General features: G+C 66.4%; 18 protein-coding genes. 5 read left to right on the forward strand and 13 right to left on the reverse strand.

Annotation, left to right across the window (positions count from 1 at the left end):
• Positions 1–97: 97 nt before the first annotated feature.
• Genes D573_RS0105625 through D573_RS0105635 form a run of 3 tightly spaced genes read right to left on the reverse strand, consistent with a single transcriptional unit; the run spans position 98 to position 6,552 of the window.
• Positions 98–4,003, reverse strand: a complete 3,906-nt coding sequence (locus D573_RS0105625) for an EAL domain-containing protein (protein ID WP_018937881.1) — start codon at positions 4,001–4,003, stop codon at positions 98–100.
• A gap of 30 nt (positions 4,004–4,033) precedes the next feature.
• Positions 4,034–4,468, reverse strand: a complete 435-nt coding sequence (locus D573_RS0105630; protein ID WP_018937882.1) for a response regulator — start codon at positions 4,466–4,468, stop codon at positions 4,034–4,036.
• On the reverse strand, positions 4,465–6,552 hold the full coding sequence (locus D573_RS0105635) for a PAS domain S-box protein (protein ID WP_018937883.1): 2,088 nt from the start codon (positions 6,550–6,552) through the stop codon (positions 4,465–4,467). The genes D573_RS0105630 and D573_RS0105635 overlap by 4 nt, the downstream gene beginning before the upstream one ends.
• A 241-nt stretch (positions 6,553–6,793) precedes the next feature.
• Between D573_RS0105635 and hisI the strand changes: the two genes are divergently transcribed.
• The 5 genes from hisI (at position 6,794) to D573_RS0105660 (ending at position 12,343) form a co-directional block, all read left to right on the forward strand.
• Positions 6,794–7,234, forward strand: coding sequence for a phosphoribosyl-AMP cyclohydrolase (gene hisI / locus D573_RS0105640; protein ID WP_018176011.1), 441 nt, complete (start codon positions 6,794–6,796; stop codon positions 7,232–7,234).
• Entirely contained in the window at positions 7,231–8,640 is a 1,410-nt protein-coding gene (gene cysS, locus D573_RS0105645) for a cysteine--tRNA ligase (RefSeq protein WP_018937884.1), read from the forward strand. The genes hisI and cysS overlap by 4 nt, the downstream gene beginning before the upstream one ends.
• A 5-nt stretch (positions 8,641–8,645) precedes the next feature.
• Positions 8,646–9,293 carry a DUF1007 family protein gene (locus D573_RS0105650; RefSeq protein WP_018176013.1) on the forward strand — a complete coding sequence of 216 codons (648 nt, stop codon included), beginning with the start codon at positions 8,646–8,648 and terminating at the stop codon, positions 9,291–9,293.
• Between the two features lie 69 nt (positions 9,294–9,362).
• Positions 9,363–10,442 carry a nickel/cobalt transporter gene (locus D573_RS0105655; RefSeq protein WP_018937885.1) on the forward strand — a complete coding sequence of 360 codons (1,080 nt, stop codon included), beginning with the start codon at positions 9,363–9,365 and terminating at the stop codon, positions 10,440–10,442.
• Positions 10,443–10,540: 98 nt separating this feature from the next.
• A complete protein-coding gene (locus D573_RS0105660) occupies positions 10,541–12,343 on the forward strand; it encodes a long-chain fatty acid--CoA ligase (protein ID WP_018937886.1) in 1,803 nt (600 codons plus the stop codon).
• Between the two features lie 108 nt (positions 12,344–12,451).
• Here D573_RS0105660 and D573_RS0105665 read toward each other — a convergent pair whose 3' ends face one another.
• The 10 genes from D573_RS0105665 to D573_RS0105715 form a co-directional block, all read right to left on the reverse strand.
• Entirely contained in the window at positions 12,452–12,922 is a 471-nt protein-coding gene (locus D573_RS0105665; RefSeq protein WP_018144415.1) for a DsrE/DsrF/DrsH-like family protein, read from the reverse strand.
• A 106-nt stretch (positions 12,923–13,028) separates the two neighbouring features.
• Positions 13,029–13,175, reverse strand: a complete 147-nt coding sequence (locus tag D573_RS14665; protein WP_018144416.1) for a hypothetical protein — start codon at positions 13,173–13,175, stop codon at positions 13,029–13,031.
• Positions 13,176–13,277: 102 nt separating this feature from the next.
• Entirely contained in the window at positions 13,278–14,843 is a 1,566-nt protein-coding gene (locus D573_RS0105675) for a dynamin family protein (protein WP_018937887.1), read from the reverse strand.
• Between the two features lie 27 nt (positions 14,844–14,870).
• Complete coding sequence (locus D573_RS0105680; protein ID WP_018144418.1) at positions 14,871–15,392, reverse strand: hypothetical protein; 522 nt, start codon at positions 15,390–15,392, stop codon at positions 14,871–14,873.
• A 44-nt stretch (positions 15,393–15,436) separates the two neighbouring features.
• Entirely contained in the window at positions 15,437–16,024 is a 588-nt protein-coding gene (locus D573_RS0105685; protein WP_018937888.1) for a DUF302 domain-containing protein, read from the reverse strand.
• Positions 16,025–16,075: 51 nt separating this feature from the next.
• On the reverse strand, positions 16,076–16,720 hold the full coding sequence (locus tag D573_RS0105690) for an AAA family ATPase (RefSeq protein WP_018937889.1): 645 nt from the start codon (positions 16,718–16,720) through the stop codon (positions 16,076–16,078).
• Positions 16,721–16,839: 119 nt separating this feature from the next.
• The gene (locus tag D573_RS0105695; RefSeq protein ID WP_018937890.1) at positions 16,840–17,256 is read right to left on the reverse strand and encodes a sulfur globule family protein; all 417 of its coding nucleotides are present in this window, start codon (positions 17,254–17,256) and stop codon (positions 16,840–16,842) included.
• A 597-nt stretch (positions 17,257–17,853) separates the two neighbouring features.
• Positions 17,854–18,564 carry a sulfur globule family protein gene (locus D573_RS0105705; RefSeq protein ID WP_026287922.1) on the reverse strand — a complete coding sequence of 237 codons (711 nt, stop codon included), beginning with the start codon at positions 18,562–18,564 and terminating at the stop codon, positions 17,854–17,856.
• A gap of 31 nt (positions 18,565–18,595) precedes the next feature.
• Positions 18,596–22,933: an efflux RND transporter permease subunit gene (locus D573_RS0105710; RefSeq protein ID WP_018937892.1), complete on the reverse strand. Its 4,338-nt coding sequence runs from the start codon at positions 22,931–22,933 to the stop codon at positions 18,596–18,598.
• A gap of 126 nt (positions 22,934–23,059) precedes the next feature.
• On the reverse strand, positions 23,060–24,253 hold the full coding sequence (locus D573_RS0105715; RefSeq protein ID WP_018937893.1) for an efflux RND transporter periplasmic adaptor subunit: 1,194 nt from the start codon (positions 24,251–24,253) through the stop codon (positions 23,060–23,062).
• Positions 24,254–24,255: the final 2 nt, after the last annotated feature.

The following is a 24,255-nucleotide window of genomic DNA, read 5'->3' on the forward strand; positions in this document are numbered from 1 at the left end:
CGGGGCAGCTCCGGGCAAGAGACGGGCCTAAAGGCTACCGGAGCGGCCCAGGGGATGCCACGCGGGCATGCCTGACGACATCTGACCAGCGGTCCCCTCAGGGTGTCGGCAGGCCGGCATGCTTCGTCATCCAGGCATCCAGCGCCTCGATCTCCAGCGGCCGACTGTAGAGATACCCCTGACCCAGGGCACAGCCGCGCTCCTGCAGGAAGGCCGCCTGCTCCGCCGTCTCCACGCCTTCGGCGATCACCTGCATGTTCAGGTTGCGGCCCATCGCGATGATGGTGGCGGCGATCTCGCGGTCGGCGCTCTCGCTGGCAACACCATCCACGAAACTGCGGTCGATCTTCAGGACATCCAGCGGATAGGTCCTCAAGGCCGCCAGCGAAGAATACCCGGTCCCGAAGTCGTCGATGGCCAGCTTCACCCCCAGCGCCTTCAGCGCCACCAACCGTGCAATCGCCTGATCGCCCTGCTGCATGATCGCGGTCTCGGTGATCTCCAGCTCCAGCTGGGCGGCCGGGAAGCCGGTCAGCGCCAGGATCTCCGCCACGCGATTGACGAAGTCGCTGCGCTGCAGCTGCACCGGGGACAGATTGACCGCCAGACCGAAATCTCTGGCGCCGCGGTCCAGCAATCGGCGCCCGGCGTCGCAGGCCTCGCGCAATACCCACTCGCCCAGCGCAACGATCAACCCGGTGTCCTCGGCGATCGGGATAAAGCGATCCGGCGGGATCATCTCCCCCTGTGCCGGCTGCCAGCGCAGCAGCGCCTCCATGCCGAAGGGTTGCCCGTCCTCCAGCCGCACCTGTGGCTGGAAATGCAGCCGCAACTCGCCGTTGTCGTCCTGCAGGGCCTGGCGCAGTCGGTTCTCCAGCTCCAGGCGCTCGTCGGCCGCGCGTGTCAGGGCCTGGGTATAGACACTCCAGGTCTGGCGCCCGGATGCCTTGGCCTGGTACATCGCCGCATCCGCGTGCTGGATCAGCGCGGTCACGGTGTCGCCATGATCGGGGTAGAGACTGATGCCGATGCTGCCATTCAGATAGACCGAACGCCCGTCCTCCAGCGTAAAGGGGCGCTCGAAGCTTGCCAGCAAACTGCGGGCGCAGCGCGCGATCTCGTCGTCACTATCCGGGTTCTCCGACACAATCAGGAATTCATCGCCGCCCAGCCGGCCCAGCACATGGGTTGGCCCCAGCACCCCGCGCAGACGCCGCGCGACCTCCACCAGCACCTGATCGCCCGCCGGGTGCCCCATGGAATCGTTCACGTTCTTGAACCGGTCCAGATCGAGATTCAGCACCGCAATCCGGTGCCCATGCATGCGGGCGCGCTCCAGCGCCTGTCCCAGCATCACCTGCAGCTGGTTGCGATTGGGCAGGTCGGTCAGCGCGTCGTTCTGAGCCAGGTACTGCAACTCTTCCTCCGACCGGCGCAGCTCCGACATGTCGGTCAGTACGCCGGCGTAATGCAGGGCATGGCCCTGCTCGTCGTAAACGGTGTTCAGGCTCAGCCACTGCGGGGCCACCTCGCCATTGTGCCGGCGGTTCCAGATCTCGCCCTGCCAGTGCCCCTCTCGCTGGATCCCATCCCACATGCGCTTGAAGAAATCGGCATCGTGCCGCCCGGACTGCAGGAAACTCGGGTTGCGACCCATCGCCTCGGCCTCGGAAAAACCGGTGATGTCGACAAAGGCCGGGTTGACCGCGACGATCCGCGGGGTCAGGTCGGTGATGATGATGCCGTCCCGGGTACTCTCGAAGACCGCCGCCATGCGCCGCAGGCCCAGCAAGGCCTGGCGTCGTTCCAGCGCCGCCCCCAGACTGGAGGCGACGATGCGCGCCAGGCTCTGGTCCGCCTCGGTCCAGCGCTGCGCGCGCCGCACCCGGTCGAGCGCGAGGAACCCGCGGTACTCGCCCTCCACGTACAGGGGTACCAGCAGCACAGCCTGGCTTTGCGAGGCCTCCAGGATCGCGCGTTCCTCATCCGGCAGCTCGCGGGTCAGCACATCGACCGCACCGCCGCCCTGCAGGATCTCGTGCCAGCGCGGCAGGACCGATTCCAGGCTCAGGTTGCGCAGCGGCGGCGGGCGGATCATCTCCTCGGTATCCGAACGCACCCAGTAGTAGCGGTGGATATCCAGGGCCTCGCGCACCCCATGGTCCAGCTCGGCCACCAGTACATAGGCACGGTCGGCGCCAGCCTCCTGCCCCAGTTCGGCCAGCAGCCGGTGGATCACGCTGGCGGGGTTGTCCTCGCGCAACAGCTCCACGGTCAGCTCGGCGGCGGTCCGCAGCGCGCGCTCGCGCTCGCCGAGTGCCTGCGAGACGCGCAGCTTCTGCGCCGCCAGCCCCGCAATCTGGGTGAACTCGTCGATCAACACCCGTTCGCCGGGGTAGGGTCCGCGTGACGCGCCGAGATAAATACCCAGGGTGCCCAGCACGCCACCGTCGGCATCCCGGAAGGGGAACGACCAGCAGGCGCCAAAGCCCGCCCCGCGCACGAGATCGCAGAACCCGGCCCAGTTCGGGTGCGTCCCGCAGTCCTCGATGATCATCGGCTCGCCACTCCAGGCGGCCTCGCCGCAGGAGGCCACTCCCTGGGCAGCGCGGATCCGGCGGGTCGCACTGCGCAGCGGGTCCGGCAGCCGCGGAGCCGCCACGCCGTAGAGTTCCTGACTGTCGGCATCCAGCAGCATGATGCAGGCGTGCAGGTCAGGCGCCAGCGATTCCAGGCCCTTGACCACATCCTCCAGCAGGCGTGGATCGCGCTCTCCCGTGGCCAGGCGTGCCAGTACGTTCCCGCGCACCTCCTGAACGCGCTGGTCCAGCACCCGCCGGGTCACGTCCACCAGACTCCCGGACAGGCCCGTGGCCCGACCCGCGGCATCCAGATTGACCTGGCCGCGCAGCTCCAGCCAGCACAGCGAGCCATCGGCCGCGCGCAGACGGATCTCGGCCTCCAGCCGGCCGTCGTCGGCCTCCGCGGCGCGTGTCAGCAGTCGCGCCGCCACACCGCGATCCTCCAGCGGCATGAACGACAGCATCTCCTCGCCAATCGACAATTCCACCGAATGGCCGGTGACGGCCGTCCAGGCCGGATTGAGGAAACGCCAGCAACCGGCGGCATCGGTCTCGAAGACGATATCGCCGGCGCGTTCGATCACCTCGCGGTAGCGCCGTTCGGAGGCCGCCAGCGCGGCACGTTCCCGGCGCAGCCGCACGCGGGCATACACCTGGTCCAGCAGCATCGGCAGGGTCTTCAGATAGCCCTCGTGCTTGACCGTGTAATCCTCCACGCCCATACGCAGGGCACGCGCGGCGAGCTCCTCGGTGCCTTGCCCCGTCACCAGGATGGTCGGCAGGTCCAGTCCGCGGTCCTCGCGCACCCGACGCGCCAGCTCGAGGCCGTCGATCCCGGGCAACCGGTAGTCCACCAACAGCAAGTCAAAGTCCAGGTCCCCGGCGGCACTTTCCGGTAGCGCCGCCAGGGCCTCCTCTGCGGTGTGCATCGTCGCCAGCTGCACATGCGGGGCCGTGCGCGCCAGTTCGCGACAGGTCAGGCCGACATCGAATTCGCTGTGCTCGACATACAGCACCCGCAGCGGCTCGCGCGCCTCGCTCACACGCAGCTCGCGCCGGGCGCACGCATCCACCACCCGCCGCGGAAGGCACTCCAGGTAGCCATCGGCCTTGGTCAGATATTCATCGGCACCCGCGCGAAACGCCGCCACCACGGTTTCCTGTTCACCGTGGCCGGTGAGCACCAGCACGGCTTCGCCGCGTCCCGCGGCGTGCAGCTCGCTGATCAAGTCGAGACCGCTGCCATCCGGCAGGCGCAGATCCACTACCACACAGTCGAAGCCATCCGCCCCGGTCAGCGCCGCGCGCGCCTCGGCCAGGGACCCCGCCGGGGACACAGCCGCGCCCGGCACCTGGCGTTCCAGGACGCGGCGCTGCAGATCGGCATCTGCCGAGTTATCTTCTACGAGCAGGATTCGCATGGGGTCTCGGGTTGCAAGGGAGCGGCGGCTTCAGCCCGGCGGGTGGTTGAGCAGGCACCAGTAGAGCTCGACCTGTTCGGCAACATCCACGAACTTGGCGAAGTCCACCGGCTTGACGATGTAGGAGTTGGCGCCGCAGTCATAGGCGGTGGCGATGTCGCGGTCCTCGCTGGAGGAAGTCAGCATCACCACGGGGATATGCCGGAAGCGCTCATGCGCACGGATGCGCCGCAACACCTCCAGTCCGTCCACCTTGGGTAGCTTGATATCCAGCAGGATCACCGCCGGCGGTGCCAGTTCGCCACGCTCCCAGCGATCGAGAAACTCCAGTGCCTCCACCCCATCGCGCGCGGTCTCCAGCGGGTTGGAGAGGTTTCTCCGCTCGAAGGCGCGCTGCATCAGATCGATATCCACCGGGTTGTCCTCCACCACCAGGATGGAGGGCTGACGCCCGGCTTGGCTCATCGCGGGAACTCCACCTGGAAGGTGGCCCCCTCGCCCGGCATGCCCTCGGCGCGGATCTCGCCCCGCAACCGGTGAACTGCACGGCGCACCAGCGCCAGGCCGACACCGGTCCCCGGATAGGCCTCGGCACGGTTCAGGCGCTGGAAGATATCGAAGATGCGATCCCGAAACGCCATGTCAAAACCGATCCCGTTATCCCGTACCGTGATCCCGAGTGTAGCGCTGCGGGATTCGGCCTGCACCGTTACCTGCGGGGCCTCGCGCTCGGCACTGAACTTGAACGCGTTCTCCAGCAGGTTGCGCAGGATCAGGGCGACGCCATCCGGGTCACTGACGAAGCAGAGATCGGGATCGATCTCGATACTCACCTCGGCGCGCTCACGCAGCCCCGGATCCACCGACTCCAGCACCTCCTCCACCAGCGCGCGCACGCGGACGGTGCGCTCCTCCAGCGGCCGACGCTCCATGCGCGAGTAAGCCAGAAGATCCGAAATCAGCTCGTTCATCTGCGCCACGCCATTGCGGATATTGCCGAGGAAGGTGCGACCCTCGCCCTCCAGCTGCTCGCCGTAGTCCGCCTCCAGCAGCTGGCTGTAGCCCTCGATTCCACGCAGGGGTGCCTTCAGGTCGTGGGAGACGGCATAGGAAAACGATTCCAGTTCCTGGTTGAGCGCCTGCAGGGCCGCCGTGCGTTCCGCCACCCGCTGTTCGAGCGTGGCATTCAGGTTGCGCAGTTCCAGTTCGTTGCGCTTGAGCTCGGTCACCTCCAGCACCGTCCCCTGCACGTAATGCAGGCCGTCGGCGCGCTCGATCGGCGCCTCCATGGTGAGACTGAACCAGGCCTCCTCGCGCACCTCGGGCCGGGCCTTCAGGAGCAACCGCTGGGGCCCGGGCCGGCCGTCGGCGATCAGGGTCTCCAGCGCCGCGGAGAAGCGCGCCCCGTCCGCGGACTCGAGGTCGAAGAAATGGCGGGCAAACGACTCCAGCGTCGGCTTGCCGTAGTGGGCATCACAGCCCAGCAGCCCATACAACCGATCGGACCACCACAGCTCGCGGTTCTCCAGCAGGTACTCCCAGCTGCCCAGGCCGGCGTGGCGCTCGGCCTGACTCAGGCGATCCACCTGGCGCGCCAGGGCGGCCTCCGCCTGCTTGCGCGCCTCGATATTGCGCAGCGTCACCAGCAGCAGCTTCTCTCCGGCGATCTCGGTGACCTGCAGGTTGGCCTCCACCCAGAACCCGTGGCCGTCACGGTGCCGGGCGCGCCACTCGAACACCAGCTGTTCGCCACGCCGGGCGCGCTCCATCAGGGCCTTCTGACGCTGAACGTCGAATCCGGTCTCGTCCGCGCTAAGATCGTCCACGTTGCAGGCCAGCAGCTCGGCACGGCTGTAGCCGTACATCTTCTCGGCCGCAGCGTTGATCCCGATCAGGGCCTCGGTATCCAGGTCTTGCAGCAGGATCGCCTCCTGCACGTTGTCGAAGATCGCACGGAAGCGCGTCTCGGAATCACGCAGGTCCTGCTCGGCGCGCCGGCGTTCGGTCACGTCCACCAGCAGGCCATTGATACGGATCACCTGTCCGGACTCGTCACGGGTCAGCCAGGTCCGGTCTTCCAGCCAGACCCAGCCGCCCGTTCCGTCCCGCAGGCGATACAACTGGGTGTAACGGTCCGGGCCACGCTCGATGTGCGCGGCGACCTCGGCCACGATGCGGTCGATATCGTCGGGATGAATCAGGTCGGCATAGTGCACCTCGCCGCGCAGCAGGGCATCGCGGGCAATGCGCCAGCGCTCGATATTCGGGGAGACAAAGGTGACCGGCCAGCCGGGGGTGGTCGCCCACTCGATGGCAACCACCGGGGAACGTTCAACAATCCCGGTGAGCCGGCGCGCCTCGCGCGAGGCGCGGTCACGGGCCTTGAGGGGAAAATATACCAGCAGGAACAGGAGGATGGCCGTCACCACCACGTAGCCCCAGCCCTTGAGGGTCTGCAACTGCCCCAGCAGCTCCAGATCGTCGACCATCAGCAGCAGGGCCCGGTCGGACAGGGCGATCCAGAGCAGCCCGACAACCAGATACAGCACGGCGATGAGTAACGCGGTGCGCCCCGCGCTGGGTTTCCACCTTCCCTTGTTGCCTCCCGCCATGCCATTCCTCCGACCGCCACGGAGACGCGGCCGGCATTCCCTGCCCGCCAGCTGTCCTGTCTCGAGCATCGACCACCCGTGGCCCAAGCGCAACCCAGGGCAGGCGGGGCCGGTTTGCGGGCTTCGGAGCGCGGTTCGAAAATGGTATTCTTCGCCGCTCCCGCAAGCGGACGCAGCGATGTTCAAGCAACTCGAAGGCGAGCCCCGTGGCGAGCGCCACCCGACTCCAGCGGTCCTGGATCGCCTGAAGCTCAATGCCGGCGGGCTGATCCCCGCCATTGCCCAGCAGCACGACACCGGCGAGGTCCTGATGCTGGCGTGGATGAACCGCGAGGCCCTGGACGAGACCCTGGCGACGGGACGCGTCTGCTACTACTCGCGCTCGCGCCAGGCGTTGTGGCGCAAGGGCGAGCAGTCCGGGCAGGTGCAGCAGCTGCATTCGCTGCACCTGGACTGCGACGGCGACACCCTGCTGCTGAAGGTCGACCAGACCGGCCCCGCCTGCCACACGGGGCGGCGCAGCTGCTTCTACCTGCAGGTCGGACAGGACACCGTCGTGGTGACCAGCGATCCCGAGATCGCCCCCGAGACGCTGTACGGCAAGGACACCGGGCAATGAGCGCGGCCCGGACCCTCAGACTGCACAACACCCTGGGCGGGCGCGACGAGCCGTTCGTGCCCCAGGACCCGGAGCGGGTGACGCTCTACGTCTGCGGCCCCACCGTGTACAACCGCGTGCACATCGGCAACGGCCGGCCGGTGGTCGTGTTCGACGTGCTGTTCCGCGTGTTGCGCGAGCTCTACGGCCCGGATCACGTGGTCTACGCCCGCAACATCACCGACGTCGACGACAAGATCAACAAGGCCGCCGCCGACAACGGCGAGCCCATCGCCGCGCTGACCGAACGCTTCACCCGGGCCTTCCACGAGGACATCGCCGAACTCGGCACGCTCAAGCCGACCCTCGAGCCGCGCGCGACCGAACACATCCAGCCGATGATCGAGCTGATCGAACGCCTGATCGAACGCGGCCACGCCTACGTGGCCGACGATCACGTGTTGTTCGACGTGACCTCCTACCCGGACTACGGCGCCCTGTCCGGGCGCTCGCTGGCGGACATGCAGGCCGGCGCCCGGGTCGAGGTCGCCGACTACAAGCGCCACCCCGGCGACTTCGTGCTGTGGAAGCCGGCCGCGGCGGGCGAGCCCGGCTGGGAGAGCCCCTGGGGCACGGGCCGCCCCGGCTGGCACCTGGAGTGCACGGCGATGATCCGCAGCCACCTGGGCCCGATGATCGACATCCACGGCGGCGGGCACGACCTGGTGTTCCCGCACCACGAAAACGAGATCGCCCAGGGCTGCGCGGCCGAAGGCTGCGACGAGCATGGCACGCACTACGCCCGCTACTGGGTACACAACGGCCACCTGACCATCGACGGCGAGAAGATGTCCAAGTCACTGGGCAACTTCCAGCTACTGCACGACCTGCTGCAGCACTACCCCGGCGAGGTCCTGCGCCTGGCGCTGCTGTCGCGCCACTACCGCGCCCCGCTGAACTTCTCGGAAGAGACCCTGACCCAGTCGCGCAACAGCCTGAATGGCCTGTACCGCGTACTGCGCGATGTGGCCGACATCGAGGCCGACGACATTGCTGCCTCCGACACGGCAGTGTTCACGGCGCTGCTGGATGACCTGAACACCCCCGCCGCGATCACCGCGCTGCACCGCATGACCGACGCCCTGGCAACAGCATCCGACGATGCCGAACGGGCCCGCCGCAAGGGTGAACTGCTGGCGGGCGCCGCCCTGCTGGGTCTGCTGCAACAGGACCCGGCCGCGTGGTTTCAGGGCGACGCCGGGGACGATGACCTGGCCGCCTGGGTGGAGGAGCGCATCGCCGCACGCAAGGCCGCGCGCCAGGACCGCGACTTCGCCAAGGCGGATGCCATCCGCGACGAACTCGTCGCGCGCGGCATCGAGCTGGAAGACACGCCGGATGGCACGCGCTGGCAGCGCGCCACCTGAAGCCGATGCATCTGCGCCCCTGGCTCATGCGATTGACGCTGGTTCTGGGTCTGCTCCTGCCGGCCGGCGCGCTCGCCCACCCGCATGCGTGGATCGACCTGCGCATGGGGCTGGTCTTCGACGATGCCGGCAACCTGGCGAGCATGGAGCAATCCTGGCGCATCGACCCGACCTACAGCCACATGCTGCTGGAAGACCTGACCCGGGACCTCGACGGTGCCACCGGCATCGATGCGGCGCTGGAACACGCCGCCGAACGCATGCTCGGAAACCTGGCTGCCTATGACTACTTCACCGAACTGAACCTGGGCGACGAGCGCCTGGACGTGCCGCAGGCCCGCAACGCGCGCCTGACCCTGGAGGACCGGCGCCTGCACCTGCGTTTCGAGCTGCCGCTGGACGAACACGACATCACCGCCGGTGACGCCTTCACCTACCGCGTCTTCGACCCGGAATACTGGATCGAGATCCGGCACGATCCGGACGACATCGTCTTCGTGGAGAATCGACCCGGTTGCGAGGTCGCCGTCACCGAGCCCCGACCGGACCCGCAGCTGATCCGCTACGCCGCCACCCTGGAACGTTCGGACCGCAGCCCGGTCAACGACCTGGGCCGTCACTTCGCGGAAACCGCCACGCTGGAATGCGACTGAGCCTGGTGCTGCCGCGCGATCGGACGCCACGCACACCACACCGCAGACTGAGTGTTATACAGTAACGCCATGCGCACCGACCAAGACCTGTTCCGACGCCCTTCCCTCAACCTGCTACTTCTGTTGCTGGCCCTGCTGTTTGGCGGCTCCGGACTCGTGCAGGCCGAGACCGGCCACCCGCTGGGCGCCCCCACCGGGGCGCCCGCCGAACGCGACGCGCCCGCCAGCGGCAATCAGGCGCCAACCCCACTGGTTGAGCCCCCGAGCCACCTGGAACGCCTGACCGGCTGGATGCTGCAGACCCAGCGGCAGTTGCACCGCAGCCTGACCGAGGGCCTGCACGCCCTGCGCGACGGTCCGACCGCACAAACCGCCGGGGCACTCATCCTGGTCAGCCTGCTCTACGGGATCTTCCACGCCGCCGGCCCCGGCCACGGCAAGGCGGTGATCAGCGCCTACCTGCTGACCCAGCCGCAGAACCTGCGGCGCGGCATCCTGCTATCCACCGCCTCCGCGCTGGCGCAGGGCGTCACCGCCATCGCCCTGGTCGGTGTGTTGATCGGCCTGTTCGGCTGGCTGGCCCGCGACACCCTGGGTCAGGTACGCACCCTGGAGATCGCCAGCTTCGCCCTGGTCGCGCTGCTCGGGCTGTGGCTGATGGTTCGTGCCCTGCGCCATGCGTGGCGGCTGCATCGCGCCCACCGCGCTCAAGCCCACGATCACGATCACGATCACAATCATGCGCACGAACACGACGCGCACTGCGGCTGCGGCACCCCGCACCACGTGGATCCCAACCAGCGTGGTACCTGGTGGGGCACGGTGCTGGCCGTCGGCATTCGCCCCTGTTCCGGCGCGGTGCTGATCATGGCGGTCTCCACCGCCCTGGGCCTGGCCTGGGCTGGCGTGGCCGCCGTGCTGGCGATGTCACTGGGCACGGCGGCGACGGTCTCGGTGCTGGCGACCCTCGCCGTCTCCGCGCGTGACTGGACCCGTCGCTGGCTGGGCCCGACGCGCATGGGCCGGCTCACCTACATTGGGCCGTCCCTGGGCCTCGCCGGGGGCGGCGTGATCGCCCTGATCGGTCTCAGCCTGGTCCTCGGCGCCATCGCCTACCAGCCCGTTGCCCACCCGCTGGGGATTCGCTAGGTTTGATCCCTCGACAGGTTGTCCACGGGGCCCCGCTTGCCCCGGATGGACGCCTCCTCTAACGTCCGGGTCATCGGACCCTAGCGCGCGAGGCCCTCATGTCGTCGACCACCATCACCCCGGAACAGGCCCCCACCCTGCCGGCGCTGTTCCGCACCCGGGTCTCCATGAGTCGGGATGCCCCGGCCTATCGCCACTTCAGCGCCGACGACCAGACCTGGAAGCAGACCACCTGGGGCGAAATGGCCGCGATGGTGGATCGCTGGCAGGCTGCGCTGGCGCGCGAAGGTTTCAAGCCCGGGGAACGCGTTGCGCTGATGCTCGGCAACTCGCGCGAGTGGGTCGCCCTCGACCAGGCCGCCAGCGAACTGGGGCTGATTACCGTGCCGCTGTACACCGACGACCGCCCCGACAACGTCGCCTACATCATTGGCCAGACTCAGGCCCGCCTGCTCTTGCTGGGCGAGAGCATGCACAACCGCCGCCTGTCCGAACACTTCGAAAACATGCCCTCGCTCAAGCGCATCGTCTGCCTGGGCCACACCGAAGGCGAGCCCGATGACTCGCGGGTGATGGACCTCGACCGCTGGCTGGAGCGCGGCGACCCCGACCACGTGCATCGCCCGGACCTGGACCCCCTGGGCCTGGCGACCATCGTGTTCACCTCCGGCACCACGGGGCGACCCAAAGGCGTGATGCTGTCGCATCGCAATATTCTCGACAACGCCCAGGCCTCTTCCACCGCCGGACCGCTGTCGGATACCGACCGCTTCCTCTCCTTCCTGCCCTTGTCCCACATGCTGGAACGCACCGGCGGCTATTACATGCCCATGCTGATCGGCGCCGAGGTCGCCTTCGCGCGCTCTATCCAGGGTCTGGGCGAGGATCTGATGTCCGTGCAGCCCACTGTGCTGATCTCGGTCCCGCGCATCTACGAACGTGTGCATGGCCGCATCCAGGCCGGCCTGAAGGAGAAATCCGCGATCGGCCGTGGCCTGTTCAAGGCCACGGTGGCCATTGGCTGGCGCCGCTTCGAATACCGGCAGGGCCGTGCATCCTGGTCCCCGGGCTTGTTGCTGTGGCCCCTGCTGGAGCGAATCGTGGCACAAAAGGTGCTGAATCGCCTGGGCGGCAAGCTGCGCTTCGCCGTATGCGGCGGCGCGCCGCTGCCGCCACCGATTGCCCGCTTCTTCATCGGCCTCGGCCTCCCGGTACTGCATGGCTACGGCATGACCGAATCCAGCCCGGTGGTCAGCGTCAACACCCCGGACGACAACCTGCCCGCCTCCATCGGCAAGCCCCTTCCGGGGGTCGAAGTAAAGATCGGCGAAATGGACGAGCTGCTTACCCGTTCCAGCAGCGTCATGCTTGGCTACTGGAAGAACGAAGAGGCCACCGCCTCCACGATCGACCAGGATCACTGGCTGCACAGCGGGGATCAGGCACGAATCGACGACGATGGCCGCATCTTCATCACCGGACGCCTGAAGGATATCCTCGTACTGACCAATGGCGAGAAGGTCCCACCGGCGGACATGGAGATGGCCATCGCCCTGGATGCCCTGTTCGATCAGGTCATGGTGGTCGGCGACGGCCACTCCTTCCTGAGCGCCCTGGTGGTCCCCGAACCCGAGGCCTGGGCGACCTTCGCCGAGGACCACGACCTCGACCCCAGTGCCGCCGGACGCCTGTCGCGTGCTACCGAGCGCGCCCTGCTCCAGCGCATGCAGTACCAGCTACGCGACTTTCCCGGCTACGCCAGGATCCGCCACGTCCACGTGGTGCACGAACCCTGGTCAGTGGACAACGGCATGCTGACCCCGACCATGAAGCTCAAGCGCCCGGTCATTACCAAGCACTACGCCAAAGCCATCGAGGCCATGTACGCCGGCCACGACTGATCTTTTTCTGTCGGTCGCCACGAAGCGCACGAAGGCACCCAAAAACGAAAAAGGCCCCGCAGCGCAATGCCGCGGGGCCTTGAGGGGCGCGCCAGGCGCGCTGCCGGCTCAGATGAACAGGCAGATATCGGACTCGCCGGCGAACTCGAAGAACGCGGCGGCCCCGGCGTATTCCACGCCGTCGATGAATTCGCTGGTGTCCATGTCGAACAGGTCCACCGTCATCTGGCAGGCAATCATGCGTACCTCGGCCTCCAGGCACAGCTCGCGCAGGTCGCCCAGATCGGAGACGCCCTTCGCCGCCATCTTTTTCTTCATCATCACGGTCATCATCTTCTGCATGCCCGGCAGGGCCTGCAGAAGCACCGGCATCGGCATCGGCATCGGCATGCCCGGATTGCCCAGCGAGGTCACCTGCAGGTCCAGCTTCTTGCGCAGCAGCTGCAGGCCGTAGAAGGTAAAGAACACCTCGCAGTCGTAGCCCAGAGCGGCCGCCGTGGAGGCGAGGATGAAGGGCGGATAACCCCAGTCCAGGCTACCCTTCGTGGCAATGATGGCCATCTTCTTTTGATCACTCATTTCTACTTTCTCCTCCAGTGGTAACAGGAATCGGATCCGCCACAGCCCCCTGCGCACGATCCGTCCCCAGTTGGTTAAAAGCCCGTGGGTGTCGGGGCGGGAGAGCCTACTGCTCCGACGCCTGACGCCCCCTGCGCCAGTCTCGGATCAGTGCACACCCGGCACAAACCCCCAGCGCTGCCATGCTGGCCCATACCGAGATGGGCACCAGGATCATGGCCAGCGCGAACATAAGCCACGCCAGTATGGTCATCGTTCTCCTCCTGCACAACATTAGCGGCCGGTAATCGCACCCGCTGGTCGTGCTGCTTGCTGCGAGCCGGCGCAGGAGGAGGCATCATGCCTGCCCCTACCCCTAGCGCCTCTCCGGCGCCTCCGGCTCGGCGTAATCGCGGGGCGCATCCGTGCCCGGCGTCGGGTCAGGGACCGGGGCTTCCGGCTCCTTCGGGTTGTAGACATCGCTGGCCGAGGCCCGCCCGCCCTGGCGCGAGACCGGGCTGGCATCCACAAACTGGTTGTTCAGGCGCTGGATGTAGGCCTCGGCGCGGTCGCGCAGCTGATGCAGGCGGCCGATCATCCGCCGTCCCAGACCCAGCGGTGCTCGTCCCATCATCGGGCGCCAGGGACGCGTGTTCTTCTCGAAGGCCGCGCGCCAGTTACCGGCGGGGGTCTCGGTCGGCAGCGTCCGCGCGATGCGGCGCGCCAGCCAGCGGCGATTGAAGAAGTGAATCCCGCCGAGCACGATGGCCAGCACCACGATGCCAAAGACCGTCAGCAACGGGCGCTCGCCCATGGACTGCCAGACGCTGCCATCGGTCCACGGGGCCACACCACCAGTCCACTGGTAGCCAATCAGGCCCAGGATCACCGCGACCACCGCGAACATCCCGGCGTCGAACTGCATGACACGGCGGCGCCAGCGTGCGAGCGCACGTTGCAGCGCCGGCATGACGTCCATCTCGATGGATTCGGCGATCGCCTGCAGCGAGCCAAGGATCCGGTAGGAACGCGAAGAACTGATCTCCTGGATCTTGGCGTGGATCTCCTGACGGTCGCGCCGGGATTTTTCCTCGTAGCGCTCGCGCACCTGAGGATCGCCGATCTCGACCGCCGCACTCTCGTTGTACAGGCAATAGAAGCGCCCGGTGGCATTGCCCTGACGCACCACGGCGCGCTGCCAGGCGGAAACAACCTCTTCCAGGTTGTCCTCGCGCCAGGTGGTGTCGATCTGGTTAAGGATAAACACCAGTTTGGTGAAATCATTGCGTTCGGCGACGCGATTGACCAGGTGCTCCAGGGTGTCGCGCATCGCGCCCGGTTCCGGGTGGCGGGCATCGAAGAACACCAGTACCAGGTCGGACAGATCGATGATGTGGTCGGTCAGCTGCAGGATTGTCGCGCGCTGCTCGTCGGCATCGAACCCGGGAGAGTCGATGATGATGCGCCCGCGCAGATGCTCCGCGCGCGCGGTCTTCATCGCGAGGAAATGATCCACCGTACGCCCGCCACCGTCGGTGATGCGCTCGATCTCGTCGGATACGCGATAGAACGGGAAACGCGGATCGCCGTCCAGCGCGAGCCCCGGCAGCTCCTGCACGTGCTCGCTTCCGCCGTAGCTGATCACGGTGAACTTGTCGTCTACCGCCTGCGAACCGCTGCGCTGCACGGTGGTGCCCACGTATTCGTTGATGAAGGTGGACTTGCCGGCCGAGAACGTCCCCAGCATGGCGATCATCGGCCACCAGGAGATGGTGAAGGCGTAGGAGTCTTCGGTGGGATCCAGCAGACCGGCCGCATAGCCGACCCGGTCCAGATCACGGAAGGGGTCGACCACCCCCTTCAGGACCGGATTCTCTTCGGCAAGGCGGTCGCTGAGCAGCTTGAGCTGCTTGCGTACCCGAGGGCCAGGACGATTGAACATGCGGACTCCGTCAGTCGAAACGCGTGATCAGCGCGGGTAATACGGCCCCGGCGAACCCCGGACCGGACCGCTCTGATCGGTGAATGGGTTGAACATGTTCATCATACCCATGGGCGCCCCCACATTGCGATTCAGACTCCACATGTCCTGTTGCATGCCCGTGATCGCGCCCGCCATCACGCTGGTATCGCGCGTCATCGAGCCGATATTGGCATCCATCGAGCGCGTATTGCCCGCGATCACCGCCACTTCCTCGTTCATTACCCGCATGGTGTTGTTGATGTCCGTCATCTGGTGGTCCATCGAGGCCATGTGCCCGGCGATGGTGGACATGTCGCGATCGACCACCTGGGTCATCTGGGCGATCTCCTGGGTCAGCTGGCTGACATCCCGCGTCAGGCTGGTGATCAGCCAGAACCCGTAGATGGCCAGGACCACGAAGGCCAGCAAGGCGGCGTACACAATCAGCTCCACACGCCGGGAGCGGGCATCCGCCTTGTCCGCCTCGTCGCGGACCCTGTTGAAATCACTGTTACTCTCGTCACTCATTGAACGCCCTTGGTCGATGCATGGAATCGGGTTCGCTACCCCCGTCAGAAGGCGCCGACGGCGGCGCGGTCGATGATTTCCTCCAGTGATTCCTTCACAAAAATGGCCTGCTCGCGCAGATCCCCGGGCAGCGGCCGCCCTCCGTGGATCATCGGCTCCAGATCCAGCGTCATCAGCCACAGATTGCCCTCGGCATCTTCCTGCAGCACGATCCGGCACGGCAGATACGCAGCCATCGCCGGGCTGTGGCGAACCATCTGCGCGGCAATCGCCACATCACAGAACATATAGATCTTCAGGAACGGAAAGTCCTCCCCGGTAACGCTGCGTACCTCCTCCCCCATCGGCAATTCGCCGACGTTGCGGAGATTCAGCTCGTTGGCCACCAGCCGCAGAATATCCTCGACCTCGTCGACCGCCAGGCCCGCGTCCACCTTGCGCTTGTAGACCATGGCCTCCGCGGCATCGCCGGTCTCCAGCACCGTGCGGGCCATCTGCGAATAGACCTTGGGCGCCTGGGAATCCAGCGAGCGGACCTGACCGAGGTAGGGCTCGAAAGCAAAAATGGCATACCCCACCCCGATCAGTGCCAGCAATCCGATCACGACCAACGCATTGCGTATGAAGCGCATGAAGCTCTCCTGCTCGGTGCCCGCCGTCCGGTGATCACCGGACGCGACACATTATTGTTTCTTGCGGCGGTTGCGCCCGAACAGGGCTACAGCCAGGGCATCCAGCTCGGCGGCGGCCTTGCCCCGCGGCTCCAGTTCCTGCACCGAGAGCCCCTCGCTAAAGGATCGGCGAAAGGCCATGCGCTGCTTCAGCCGCGGCTTCAGCAGACGGACTCCATCGATCTGTTGCAGGGCCTCCCAGGTCTCGTCCGTTTCGCGCACGGCCTGGTGGGTATCCGCCCGGTTGATGAACACCAGAATCTCCGGCTTCTTGCGGGACCCTCGCGCCTTCTGAATGCGCTGCACAAATCGATACGTGGACCAGACATCCGCCTGGCTGGGCGGCACCGGAATCAGGACCCGATCCGATCCTTTCACGGCCTCCAGTAGCGACTCCATGTCCGACGCACCGACGTCGATCAGCAACTCGTCGTAGTCGCCCTGTCCCGCACGCGCAGCTTCAAGGTCGGCCACACCGTCCAGCGCCGGCTGATAGCCTTCCTCCCGACGCACCGCCAACACATCGCTCAGGGTGGCCTGCGGATCCAGATCCACCGTTAGCGCACGACGGCGCCCCTCCAGCAACCATAAGGCCAGATTGAAGGCGACTGTACTTTTGCCCGTACCGCCCTTCAGGTTGGCTACAACGGTCTGCATGTCGGCTCCTTGCGGGGAGAATGCTGACCAATGGACTCGTAACCCATCCATTGGTCAGCACTTTCAGTAAAAAGGGCCTGCCCGAAAAACGGGCAGGCCAGTTACAACGGGTTTTGGACTTAGTTGCCCTGACCCTGTTGCTGCTGCGGCATCTGACCCTGCGGGCCCCAGCCCTGCTGCGGACCATAGCCGTAACCCGGACCATAGCCGTACCCCGGATGGCCATAACCGTGGCCATAGCCGCGGCCGTAGCCGTCACCATAGCCATGGCCATAACCGTGGCCATGACCGCGACCGCGGGCGGAGAAGTCAAAATCACCGCCACCCATCATGTCGCTCATCATATCGCCCATGCCGTGACCACGGCCGTAACCCGGGCCGCCGAAGAACGGCATGCTGGGGCCGTAGCCGTAACCCGGGCCATAGTGGCCAGGACCACCGTAACCGGGGCCGCCCCACTGGGCGGAGGCCATCATCGGGGCGGCCAGGCCACCCAGGGAAACGGCGAGAACTGCTGCTTTAACGAACTTATTCATGGTGCTACCTCCTGAAGGAGTCATGCCCTCAAATTGAATGCGTGCACGCGGGGAGGGCTTCTCGAATGCACGCTTAACCGTCAGGGGAACGGGAAACCGCCCATTCCCCAGGGGAAGGCCGAGAACGGCCCGCCCATTCCCGGGTAACCGGATTGGCCCGGATACCCGTATGGATAACCCCCCGGCATCCCGCCGGGGGCGTGGAAGGGCACAGAGCCCATCCCGCCCTGAGGCCCGTAAGGCCCATAGGCCCCAGGGCCAAAGCCGGGCTGGTAACCCCCGGTCGGCGCCTCGCGTGATTCCGCCCGTCGGGACGGGTCGTAATCACGGTCGGGAAAACGCCCATGCGAGCGTTCCGGCGCCGAGCGCTGCACCTCCGGCGCTGCGGAGGCCCAGGGGTTCTGGCGATCACTCGCCACCAGGTCGGCGGTCGGCAAGAGACAGCCCGCAGCCAGCAGCACCCCGAGAATCGGGGCGATCCTGCGCCGCTGGTGTTCCTGTTGACCGCACTGCCTGCCTTGCATGGCGAACCGCCTCCATCTGGCTTCCACTCCGGCCGACAACCGCGTCGACCGGGAATCAATCACCGATCCAGGATCAGTAATCACCACCTTCCTGCATGGACTCACGACGCTCCTGCATCATCTCCATGCGCCGCTCACGCTGGCGCTCCATCTCTTCCTCGTACGCCTTGCGCCCGGCCTCCATGGCCTTCTGCCGCGCCTCACGCATGGCTTCCATCTCTTCCATGCGCTCCTGGCGCTCGGCGTGCTGGGCCTTGATGCGCTCACGCATCTCTTCCGGCATGTCTTCCGGCAGGTTGTCCGGATCAAACGCCGGCATCTGGCCGTAACCCGGTCCCGGGCGCTGCTGCATGCCGTAGCCCGGCTGCATCATCCCCGGGTGACCGAAACCACCCTGCTGGGGACCGGGGCCATAGCCGTAGCCCGGGCCATACCCAGGACCGTAGCCCTGATGGCCGCGACCATACCCCTGGCCATACCCATCACCGTGGCCACGGCCATAGCCTTGCCCATGGCCGCGCCCGGACATACCAAAACTAAAGTCGCCGGAGCCTTCGCGCTGCTGCATCATCCCGCCACCGGGATGCGCACCCATACCCTGCTGGCCATACGGGCCATGCCCGTACGGACCCGGCACCGGACCCTGCTGCCCCATCGCCGGACCCTGGCCGTAACCCTGACCCTGCTGTTCATCGGCCTGGGCCACACCCAACGCCAGAACCGAGGCCACAGCGGCACTCGCCAGCGTCGTACCGATCGTTCGAGTATTAAATCGCTTCTTCATTACGAACCTCCTTGAGGTCTTACTTGCATGTTCATTTAAGTCGAATACCGCGCCGGGCGCGGCCCTTGCCGGGCGTCCCCGACTTTCCTCCCCCCTTGGGGGTATTACCGCTGTCCTTGCGGCCGGTCTTGCTGCTCGTGGTGGCGGGCTTGGTCGTTCCGCCGGTCTTCTTGTTGGATGTCGTGGAAGTGCGCTTGTTCACTGCCCCGGCACTGGTTTGGGTCGCGCTCTTTGAGCCGGCTGCGCGCCGCGAACCGCTGCCGGAAGTCGTAGACTTCGGACCCGCATCCTTGCCCGCCGCCTGGGTGTTGGTAGCGCTTGTCTTCCTGGCCGTCGTCCCGGAGGAGCGACCCGCGGGCTTTTTCGCAGTCGAGGGCTTGTTCTGACCCGTCGCCTTGGGTGAAGCGCTAGAGGCGGTACCTGTTCCGGAGCCCGTCTGGCCAGCGTCCGATTTCGGCGCAGCGGCCGATTTTCTGGAAGGGCTCGTCCGGGTCGCCGTCGTCTTCTTTGCGGGCGCCTTCTCAGACTCACGGTTTGGTTTCGTTTTGGGGGCCGAGACGGCGGTCCGGGCACCACTGCCCGCCGCAGCCGACGGGGCCGAAGCGCGGTTCTGGGCGGAGGCCGAACTCGCGGATTCAGCGTTGGCGTCACGTGGCGGCGCCGGTTTCGGATCTTGCTTCGGTGCGGGGTCTGCCGAGCGCTCGGTCGACACCACGTCGGAGCCCATTCCACCGGAGCCGGAGCCCGAGCCCGCCGCTGGCGGCGAACCATTGCCACCACCGGCCGGGCTGCTTGGCCCTCCGGTGGACGTCGGACCGGCCGGGGGCGGGCCGCCGCCATCTCGATTGCGCCGACGCTCGATGAACGAACGGATTAGGCGCCACACCGCCAGGGCCAGGTCGCGCAGTCCCTCCAGGAAGGCCAGGGCCAGGCATTTCAGGTACAAGCCACCATATTGCACGGCCTGGGTCACCGGGCCGCCTTCACGGGGGCCGAAAATGTCCTTGCCTTCGGTTGCGGCGCCCGGATCGGATGCGGCCGCCATGCCCGCACCTCCATGGCCATTACCGTTACCGTTGCCATTGCCGGGCGCACATCCCACTGCCGCCTCGCCGTTTTCATCCAGGCTGGTCGGGCAGAAGGCACGGCGCCCGGAGATGCAGCCCAGCGGGATCACCACCAGGGTCAGCAGCGTGGCTACCACCGTTCCGAACATCAGCGAGATCGCCATGCCCTGGAAGATGGGGTCAAACAGGATCACGCTGGAGCCGGCCAGCAGGGCCAGCGCGGTGATGATGATCGGACGGGTGCGGGCCTGGCAGGCCATGATCATCGCGTCGCGTACGTCATGGCCCTCGTCCACCGCCTGGCGACCGAAGTCCACCAGCAGGATCGAGTTCCTGACAATAATCCCCGCAAGGGCTATGAAGCCGATCATCGAGGTCGCGGTGAACTCGGCGTTCATCAGCCAGTGGCCGGGAATGATGCCGATCAGGGTCAGCGGGATGGGCGCCATGATGATGCCCGGCAAGACGAAGTTCCCGAACTCCCAGACCACCAGCATGTAGATCAGGATCAATGCGATGGCGAAGGCGATGCCCATGTCACGGAAGGTCTCGTAGGTCACCGTCCACTCGCCGCCCCACTCGAACGCCGTGGAGCCATCATTGGGCGGCGGCCCCAACCAATGGGGTTGCACCTGGCTTCCATCCGGCAAGCGGTAGTCCGCCAGCTGCTCCTGGACTTCGAGCTGACCGTACACCGGTGCGGCCAGGCGACCGACCACCTCGCCGGTCACATATTCCACCGGCCGCAGATTCTTGTGATAAATCGGCTCGTCCTGCGGGCGCTGGACAAATTCGCCCAATTCAGCCAGCGGGATCGACCCGCCCTGTTGGGTGAACACCGGCAGCATCTCCAGCTGCCGGACGTCATTGCGCGTGGCCATTGGCAAGCGCATCTCGATCAGATGCGGTTCGACCAGGGATTGCGCCTTCACGTCACCCAGGATCTGCCCGCCAATCGCAGTCTCCAGGGTGCGGTTGATGGTCTCGACGGTCACACCGCGCCGCAGGGCCTTGTCGCGGTCCACGTCGAAATGCCAGACCTCGTGCGGCGCTTGCAGGAAGCTGTCCACATCCGCCACGTGCTCCGCACCGGCGAACATGCCCTCAAGGTCGCGAGCCACGGCCCGACGGGTCGCGGCATCGGGGCCGTAGACCTCGGCGACCACCGATTGCAGAACCGGTGGGCCCGGCGGCATCTCGACTACCTGGATGCGTGCACCAGCGGCCTGAGCCATCGGTGTGAGCAGCTTGCGCGCCTCGGTAGCAATCTCGTGCGAGGTCCGGCTGCGGTCACCCTTGTCCACCAGCTGTACCTGGATATCGCCCTGCCAGGGCTTGTCGCGCAGGTAGTAGTGGCGCACCAGGCCGTTGAAATTGAACGGCGAAGCGGTGCCGACGTAGGACTGCAGCCCCACGACCTCGTCCATCTCGCGCAGCACACTGGCCATGTCATGGCTCAGGGTCGCGGTCTCGGTCAGGGCCGTGCCCTCGGGGAAATTCACCATCACCTGAAATTCGGGCTTATTGTCCAGCGGTAGCATCTTCACGCGGACATCGGTCGTCATGAACAGGCTGGCCGTCAGGAAGAAGACGACGATGACTCCGATCAGAAAGGCGTAGCCCCGAACCTTGTTGTCCGCCAGCCCCGGGATCACCGTGCGGTAGAAACGGCCGAGCTTCTCGGCCTGACGGTGCTCCTTGTCCGTGGCCTTTTCCAGATACGCCATGCTCGGGCGCAGGCGCTGGGTCAGCCACGGGGTGAACACGAAGGCCGCGACCAGCGAGAACAGCATGGCGACCGACCCGAGCACCGGAATCGGCTGCATGTACGGACCCATCATCCCGGAGACAAAGCCCATCGGCAGCAGGGCTGCGATGACCGTAAACGTGGCGAGGATCGTGGGGTTACCGACCTCGCGCACCGCATCCACCGAGGTCTCGGTATCGATACCGCGCTTCATTAACCAGCGTCGGTAGATGTTCTCGACCACCACGATGGCGTCGTCGACCAGGATGCCGATGGAGAAGATCAGCGCGAACAAGCTGACGCGATCAATGGTATAGCCCAGCACCCAGGCACTGAACACCGTGAACAGGATCACCACCGGGATCACGATGAGCACCACCAGCGCGGCGCGAATCCCCAGGAACAGTCCAACCAGGATGGTCACCGCGAAGGTGGCGATGAATAGCTTGAAGATCAACTCGTTGACCTTCTCGTTGGCGGTCTTGCCATAGTCCCGTGAAACCGCCACCTCGACGTTATCCGGGATGACGCTGCCTTTCAGGCGTTCCAGACGCTCGAGAATGTCGTTCGCAACCGTCACGCCGTTACTGCCGGGCTTCTTGGCGATGGCCAACGTGACCGCCGCCGCACCCTCCGGCGCTGCGTCCGCGTCGACGGCCGCGGGACCGGAATAATGCCGCACGAAGCGTTCCAGCTCGCCCGGACCATAGGTGACCTCGGCCACATCGCGCAGATAGACCGGTTGCCCATCACTGACGGAAATCAATAGCTGCTCGAGATCCGTCGCCCCGGTGAAGAAGCGCCCGGTGTACACAGCGGTACTCAGTCCATCGCTCTCGATGCGCCCGGCAGACCCCTCAACATTCGCGGACTGCACGGCCTGGGCGATCTGATCCAGGCTGACGTCATATCCCGCGAGCCGTTCCGGCAACACCTCAATGCGCAGGCGCTCCTCGCGCCCGCTGACCACGAAGCTCTGGTTGGTATCCGGGACCTCGTTCAGTTGCTGCTGAGCATCCAGCGCGATCTGCCGCAGAAGGGCATCGTCCACCTCGTGCGACCAGAACGTCAGGTTGACCACCGGCACATCGTCGGCACCCTTGGCCTTGACCAGGGGCTCACTGACACCCGGCGGCATCAAGTCACGATTGGCGATCAGCTTGTCGTGCACCTTGACGATGGAGGACTCCATGTCCTCGCCGACGTCGAATTGCACGGTCACCATCGCCTCGCCGCGATGCGACACGGAGTAGACGTTGTCCACCCCGGAGAGCTCGCTCATCAGCCGCTCCAGGGGTCGCGCGGCGAGACTGGCCACCTGCTCCGAGGGGACACCCGGATAGGACACCATGATGTCCACCATGGGCACCGAGATCTGCGGGTCCTCCTGGCGCGGAGTAACCATCAGCCCAAGGATGCCAATCGCGATACTGGCAAGGAGCAGCAACGGCGACAGCGGCGAGTGGATAAAGGCCGCCGCCATACGCCCGGCGATGCCAGGATCGCCGTGCTTCTCCCGGAAACCGGTATTGGATTGTCTGTCGTCTTCGGCCATCGAGCTTGAACGTTCCTGTTGTTGGTCTGGCGTCCCAAACGCCGGGTATCCGGCGTGGAGCACCGGCTCGCCTGCCAGGGGCGGGACCGGTGCCTCTAGCCCCGGCGCACCGCCGGGTGTGATGTCCTACATGCGACTCCAGGGGTCGGCGCTACCCCCCGAATCCGGCGCTCGGCTCCCGACCGGCTGCCCGGAGCGCACACCCGCACCTGGCCGCGCCAGGATCTGCATCCCGGGCTCCAGACCGGAGGTCACCACCACCTGGTCTCCGCGCGATCCGCCCAGACGCACCATGCGCACACGCACGTGGCCCTCACCGTCGAGCACGGCCACGCGAGGCAGCGCCCCACCGGGGATCAAGGCCGAACGCGGAATCACCACCCGGTTGCCCGAGGCCTCGCCCTGCGGCAGATGTACGGCCGCATGCATGCCCGGCCCGCCGCGCACACCCTGGGGTAGATCAAACTTGACCGTCACGGTGTGACGTTGCGGATCGGCCAGCGGAAAGATCCGGGCAACCCGAGCCTCGACCTCATCACCGGTATCCAGGCGCACCTGCACGTAGTCGTCTTCCTGCAGGCCGGCGACCAGCCGCACCGGCACCTGGGCCTCGACGCGCAGGTATTCGACATGACCGAAGGTCACCAGGGGCTGGCCCGGCTGGACCGTATCGCCCTCTTCCACATGCTTGTGCATCACCAGGCCATCGAAGGGCGCCTCGGACCGGGTGTCGCGGATGGCCGCGTCCAGTTCGGTAACCCGGGCCCGGGCCTGCTCCCAGCGCGCCTGCGCCTGATCCACGCCGATGTAGCGGGAATAGAGATCCGTACGGCGATCCAGCGCGGGATCGCCCATGCCCATGACCTGGCCCATCGGCTGGGTGAACATCTGGTCGAACATCGACGGCACGCCCATGCCCGGCATCTGGCCAATGCTGCGCGACTGCGGCGAGACCATCTCGCGGCCGTACTGCATCTGGGCCTCGCGGATCGCGGCCTCGGCGGTGCGCATCTCGGCCTCGGCCGCCTGGCGCTGGGCGCGCAGCCGGTCGTCGCTGATCGCCACCAGCACCGCCCCCTGTTCGAAGCGGTCGCCCTCGGCGCCCGCCACATCCACCACGCGCCCCGCGGATTGCGCGGTCAGGGTGACTTCACGATAGGGGACCACGGTGCCACTAACGGTCTGGGTGGCCGCCTGATCCGGCTCCACCGTGAGGATCGGACCAGCGGCGTGGGCCGCCGAGATGCCGAACAGCGGCAGGGCCAGTGCGGTACCCAGGAGGGTGCGGGCCAGGAGGCGTCGGGAAACTCGCGCAAACATGA

This window comes from Thioalkalivibrio sp. AKL9, assembly GCF_000377825.1.
Taxonomy (GTDB): domain Bacteria; phylum Pseudomonadota; class Gammaproteobacteria; order Ectothiorhodospirales; family Ectothiorhodospiraceae; genus Thioalkalivibrio; species Thioalkalivibrio versutus.

Excerpts from the sequence above, each read along its gene's own strand:
- D573_RS0105625 (WP_018937881.1), bottom strand. The coding sequence starts at position 4,003 with ATGCGAATCCTGCTCGTAGAAGATAACTCGGCAGATGCCGATCTGCAG.
- D573_RS0105630 (WP_018937882.1), bottom strand. The coding sequence starts at position 4,468 with ATGAGCCAAGCCGGGCGTCAGCCCTCCATCCTGGTGGTGGAGGACAAC.
- hisI (WP_018176011.1), top strand. The coding sequence starts at position 6,794 with ATGTTCAAGCAACTCGAAGGCGAGCCCCGTGGCGAGCGCCACCCGACT.
- cysS (WP_018937884.1), top strand. The coding sequence starts at position 7,231 with ATGAGCGCGGCCCGGACCCTCAGACTGCACAACACCCTGGGCGGGCGC.
- D573_RS0105650 (WP_018176013.1), top strand. The coding sequence starts at position 8,646 with ATGCATCTGCGCCCCTGGCTCATGCGATTGACGCTGGTTCTGGGTCTG.
- D573_RS0105655 (WP_018937885.1), top strand. The coding sequence starts at position 9,363 with ATGCGCACCGACCAAGACCTGTTCCGACGCCCTTCCCTCAACCTGCTA.
- D573_RS0105660 (WP_018937886.1), top strand. The coding sequence starts at position 10,541 with ATGTCGTCGACCACCATCACCCCGGAACAGGCCCCCACCCTGCCGGCG.
- D573_RS0105665 (WP_018144415.1), bottom strand. The coding sequence starts at position 12,922 with ATGAGTGATCAAAAGAAGATGGCCATCATTGCCACGAAGGGTAGCCTG.
- D573_RS14665 (WP_018144416.1), bottom strand. The coding sequence starts at position 13,175 with ATGACCATACTGGCGTGGCTTATGTTCGCGCTGGCCATGATCCTGGTG.
- D573_RS0105675 (WP_018937887.1), bottom strand. The coding sequence starts at position 14,843 with ATGTTCAATCGTCCTGGCCCTCGGGTACGCAAGCAGCTCAAGCTGCTC.
- D573_RS0105680 (WP_018144418.1), bottom strand. The coding sequence starts at position 15,392 with ATGAGTGACGAGAGTAACAGTGATTTCAACAGGGTCCGCGACGAGGCG.
- D573_RS0105685 (WP_018937888.1), bottom strand. The coding sequence starts at position 16,024 with ATGCGCTTCATACGCAATGCGTTGGTCGTGATCGGATTGCTGGCACTG.
- D573_RS0105690 (WP_018937889.1), bottom strand. The coding sequence starts at position 16,720 with ATGCAGACCGTTGTAGCCAACCTGAAGGGCGGTACGGGCAAAAGTACA.
- D573_RS0105695 (WP_018937890.1), bottom strand. The coding sequence starts at position 17,256 with ATGAATAAGTTCGTTAAAGCAGCAGTTCTCGCCGTTTCCCTGGGTGGC.
- D573_RS0105705 (WP_026287922.1), bottom strand. The coding sequence starts at position 18,564 with ATGAAGAAGCGATTTAATACTCGAACGATCGGTACGACGCTGGCGAGT.
- D573_RS0105710 (WP_018937892.1), bottom strand. The coding sequence starts at position 22,933 with ATGGCCGAAGACGACAGACAATCCAATACCGGTTTCCGGGAGAAGCAC.
- D573_RS0105715 (WP_018937893.1), bottom strand. The coding sequence starts at position 24,253 with ATGTTTGCGCGAGTTTCCCGACGCCTCCTGGCCCGCACCCTCCTGGGT.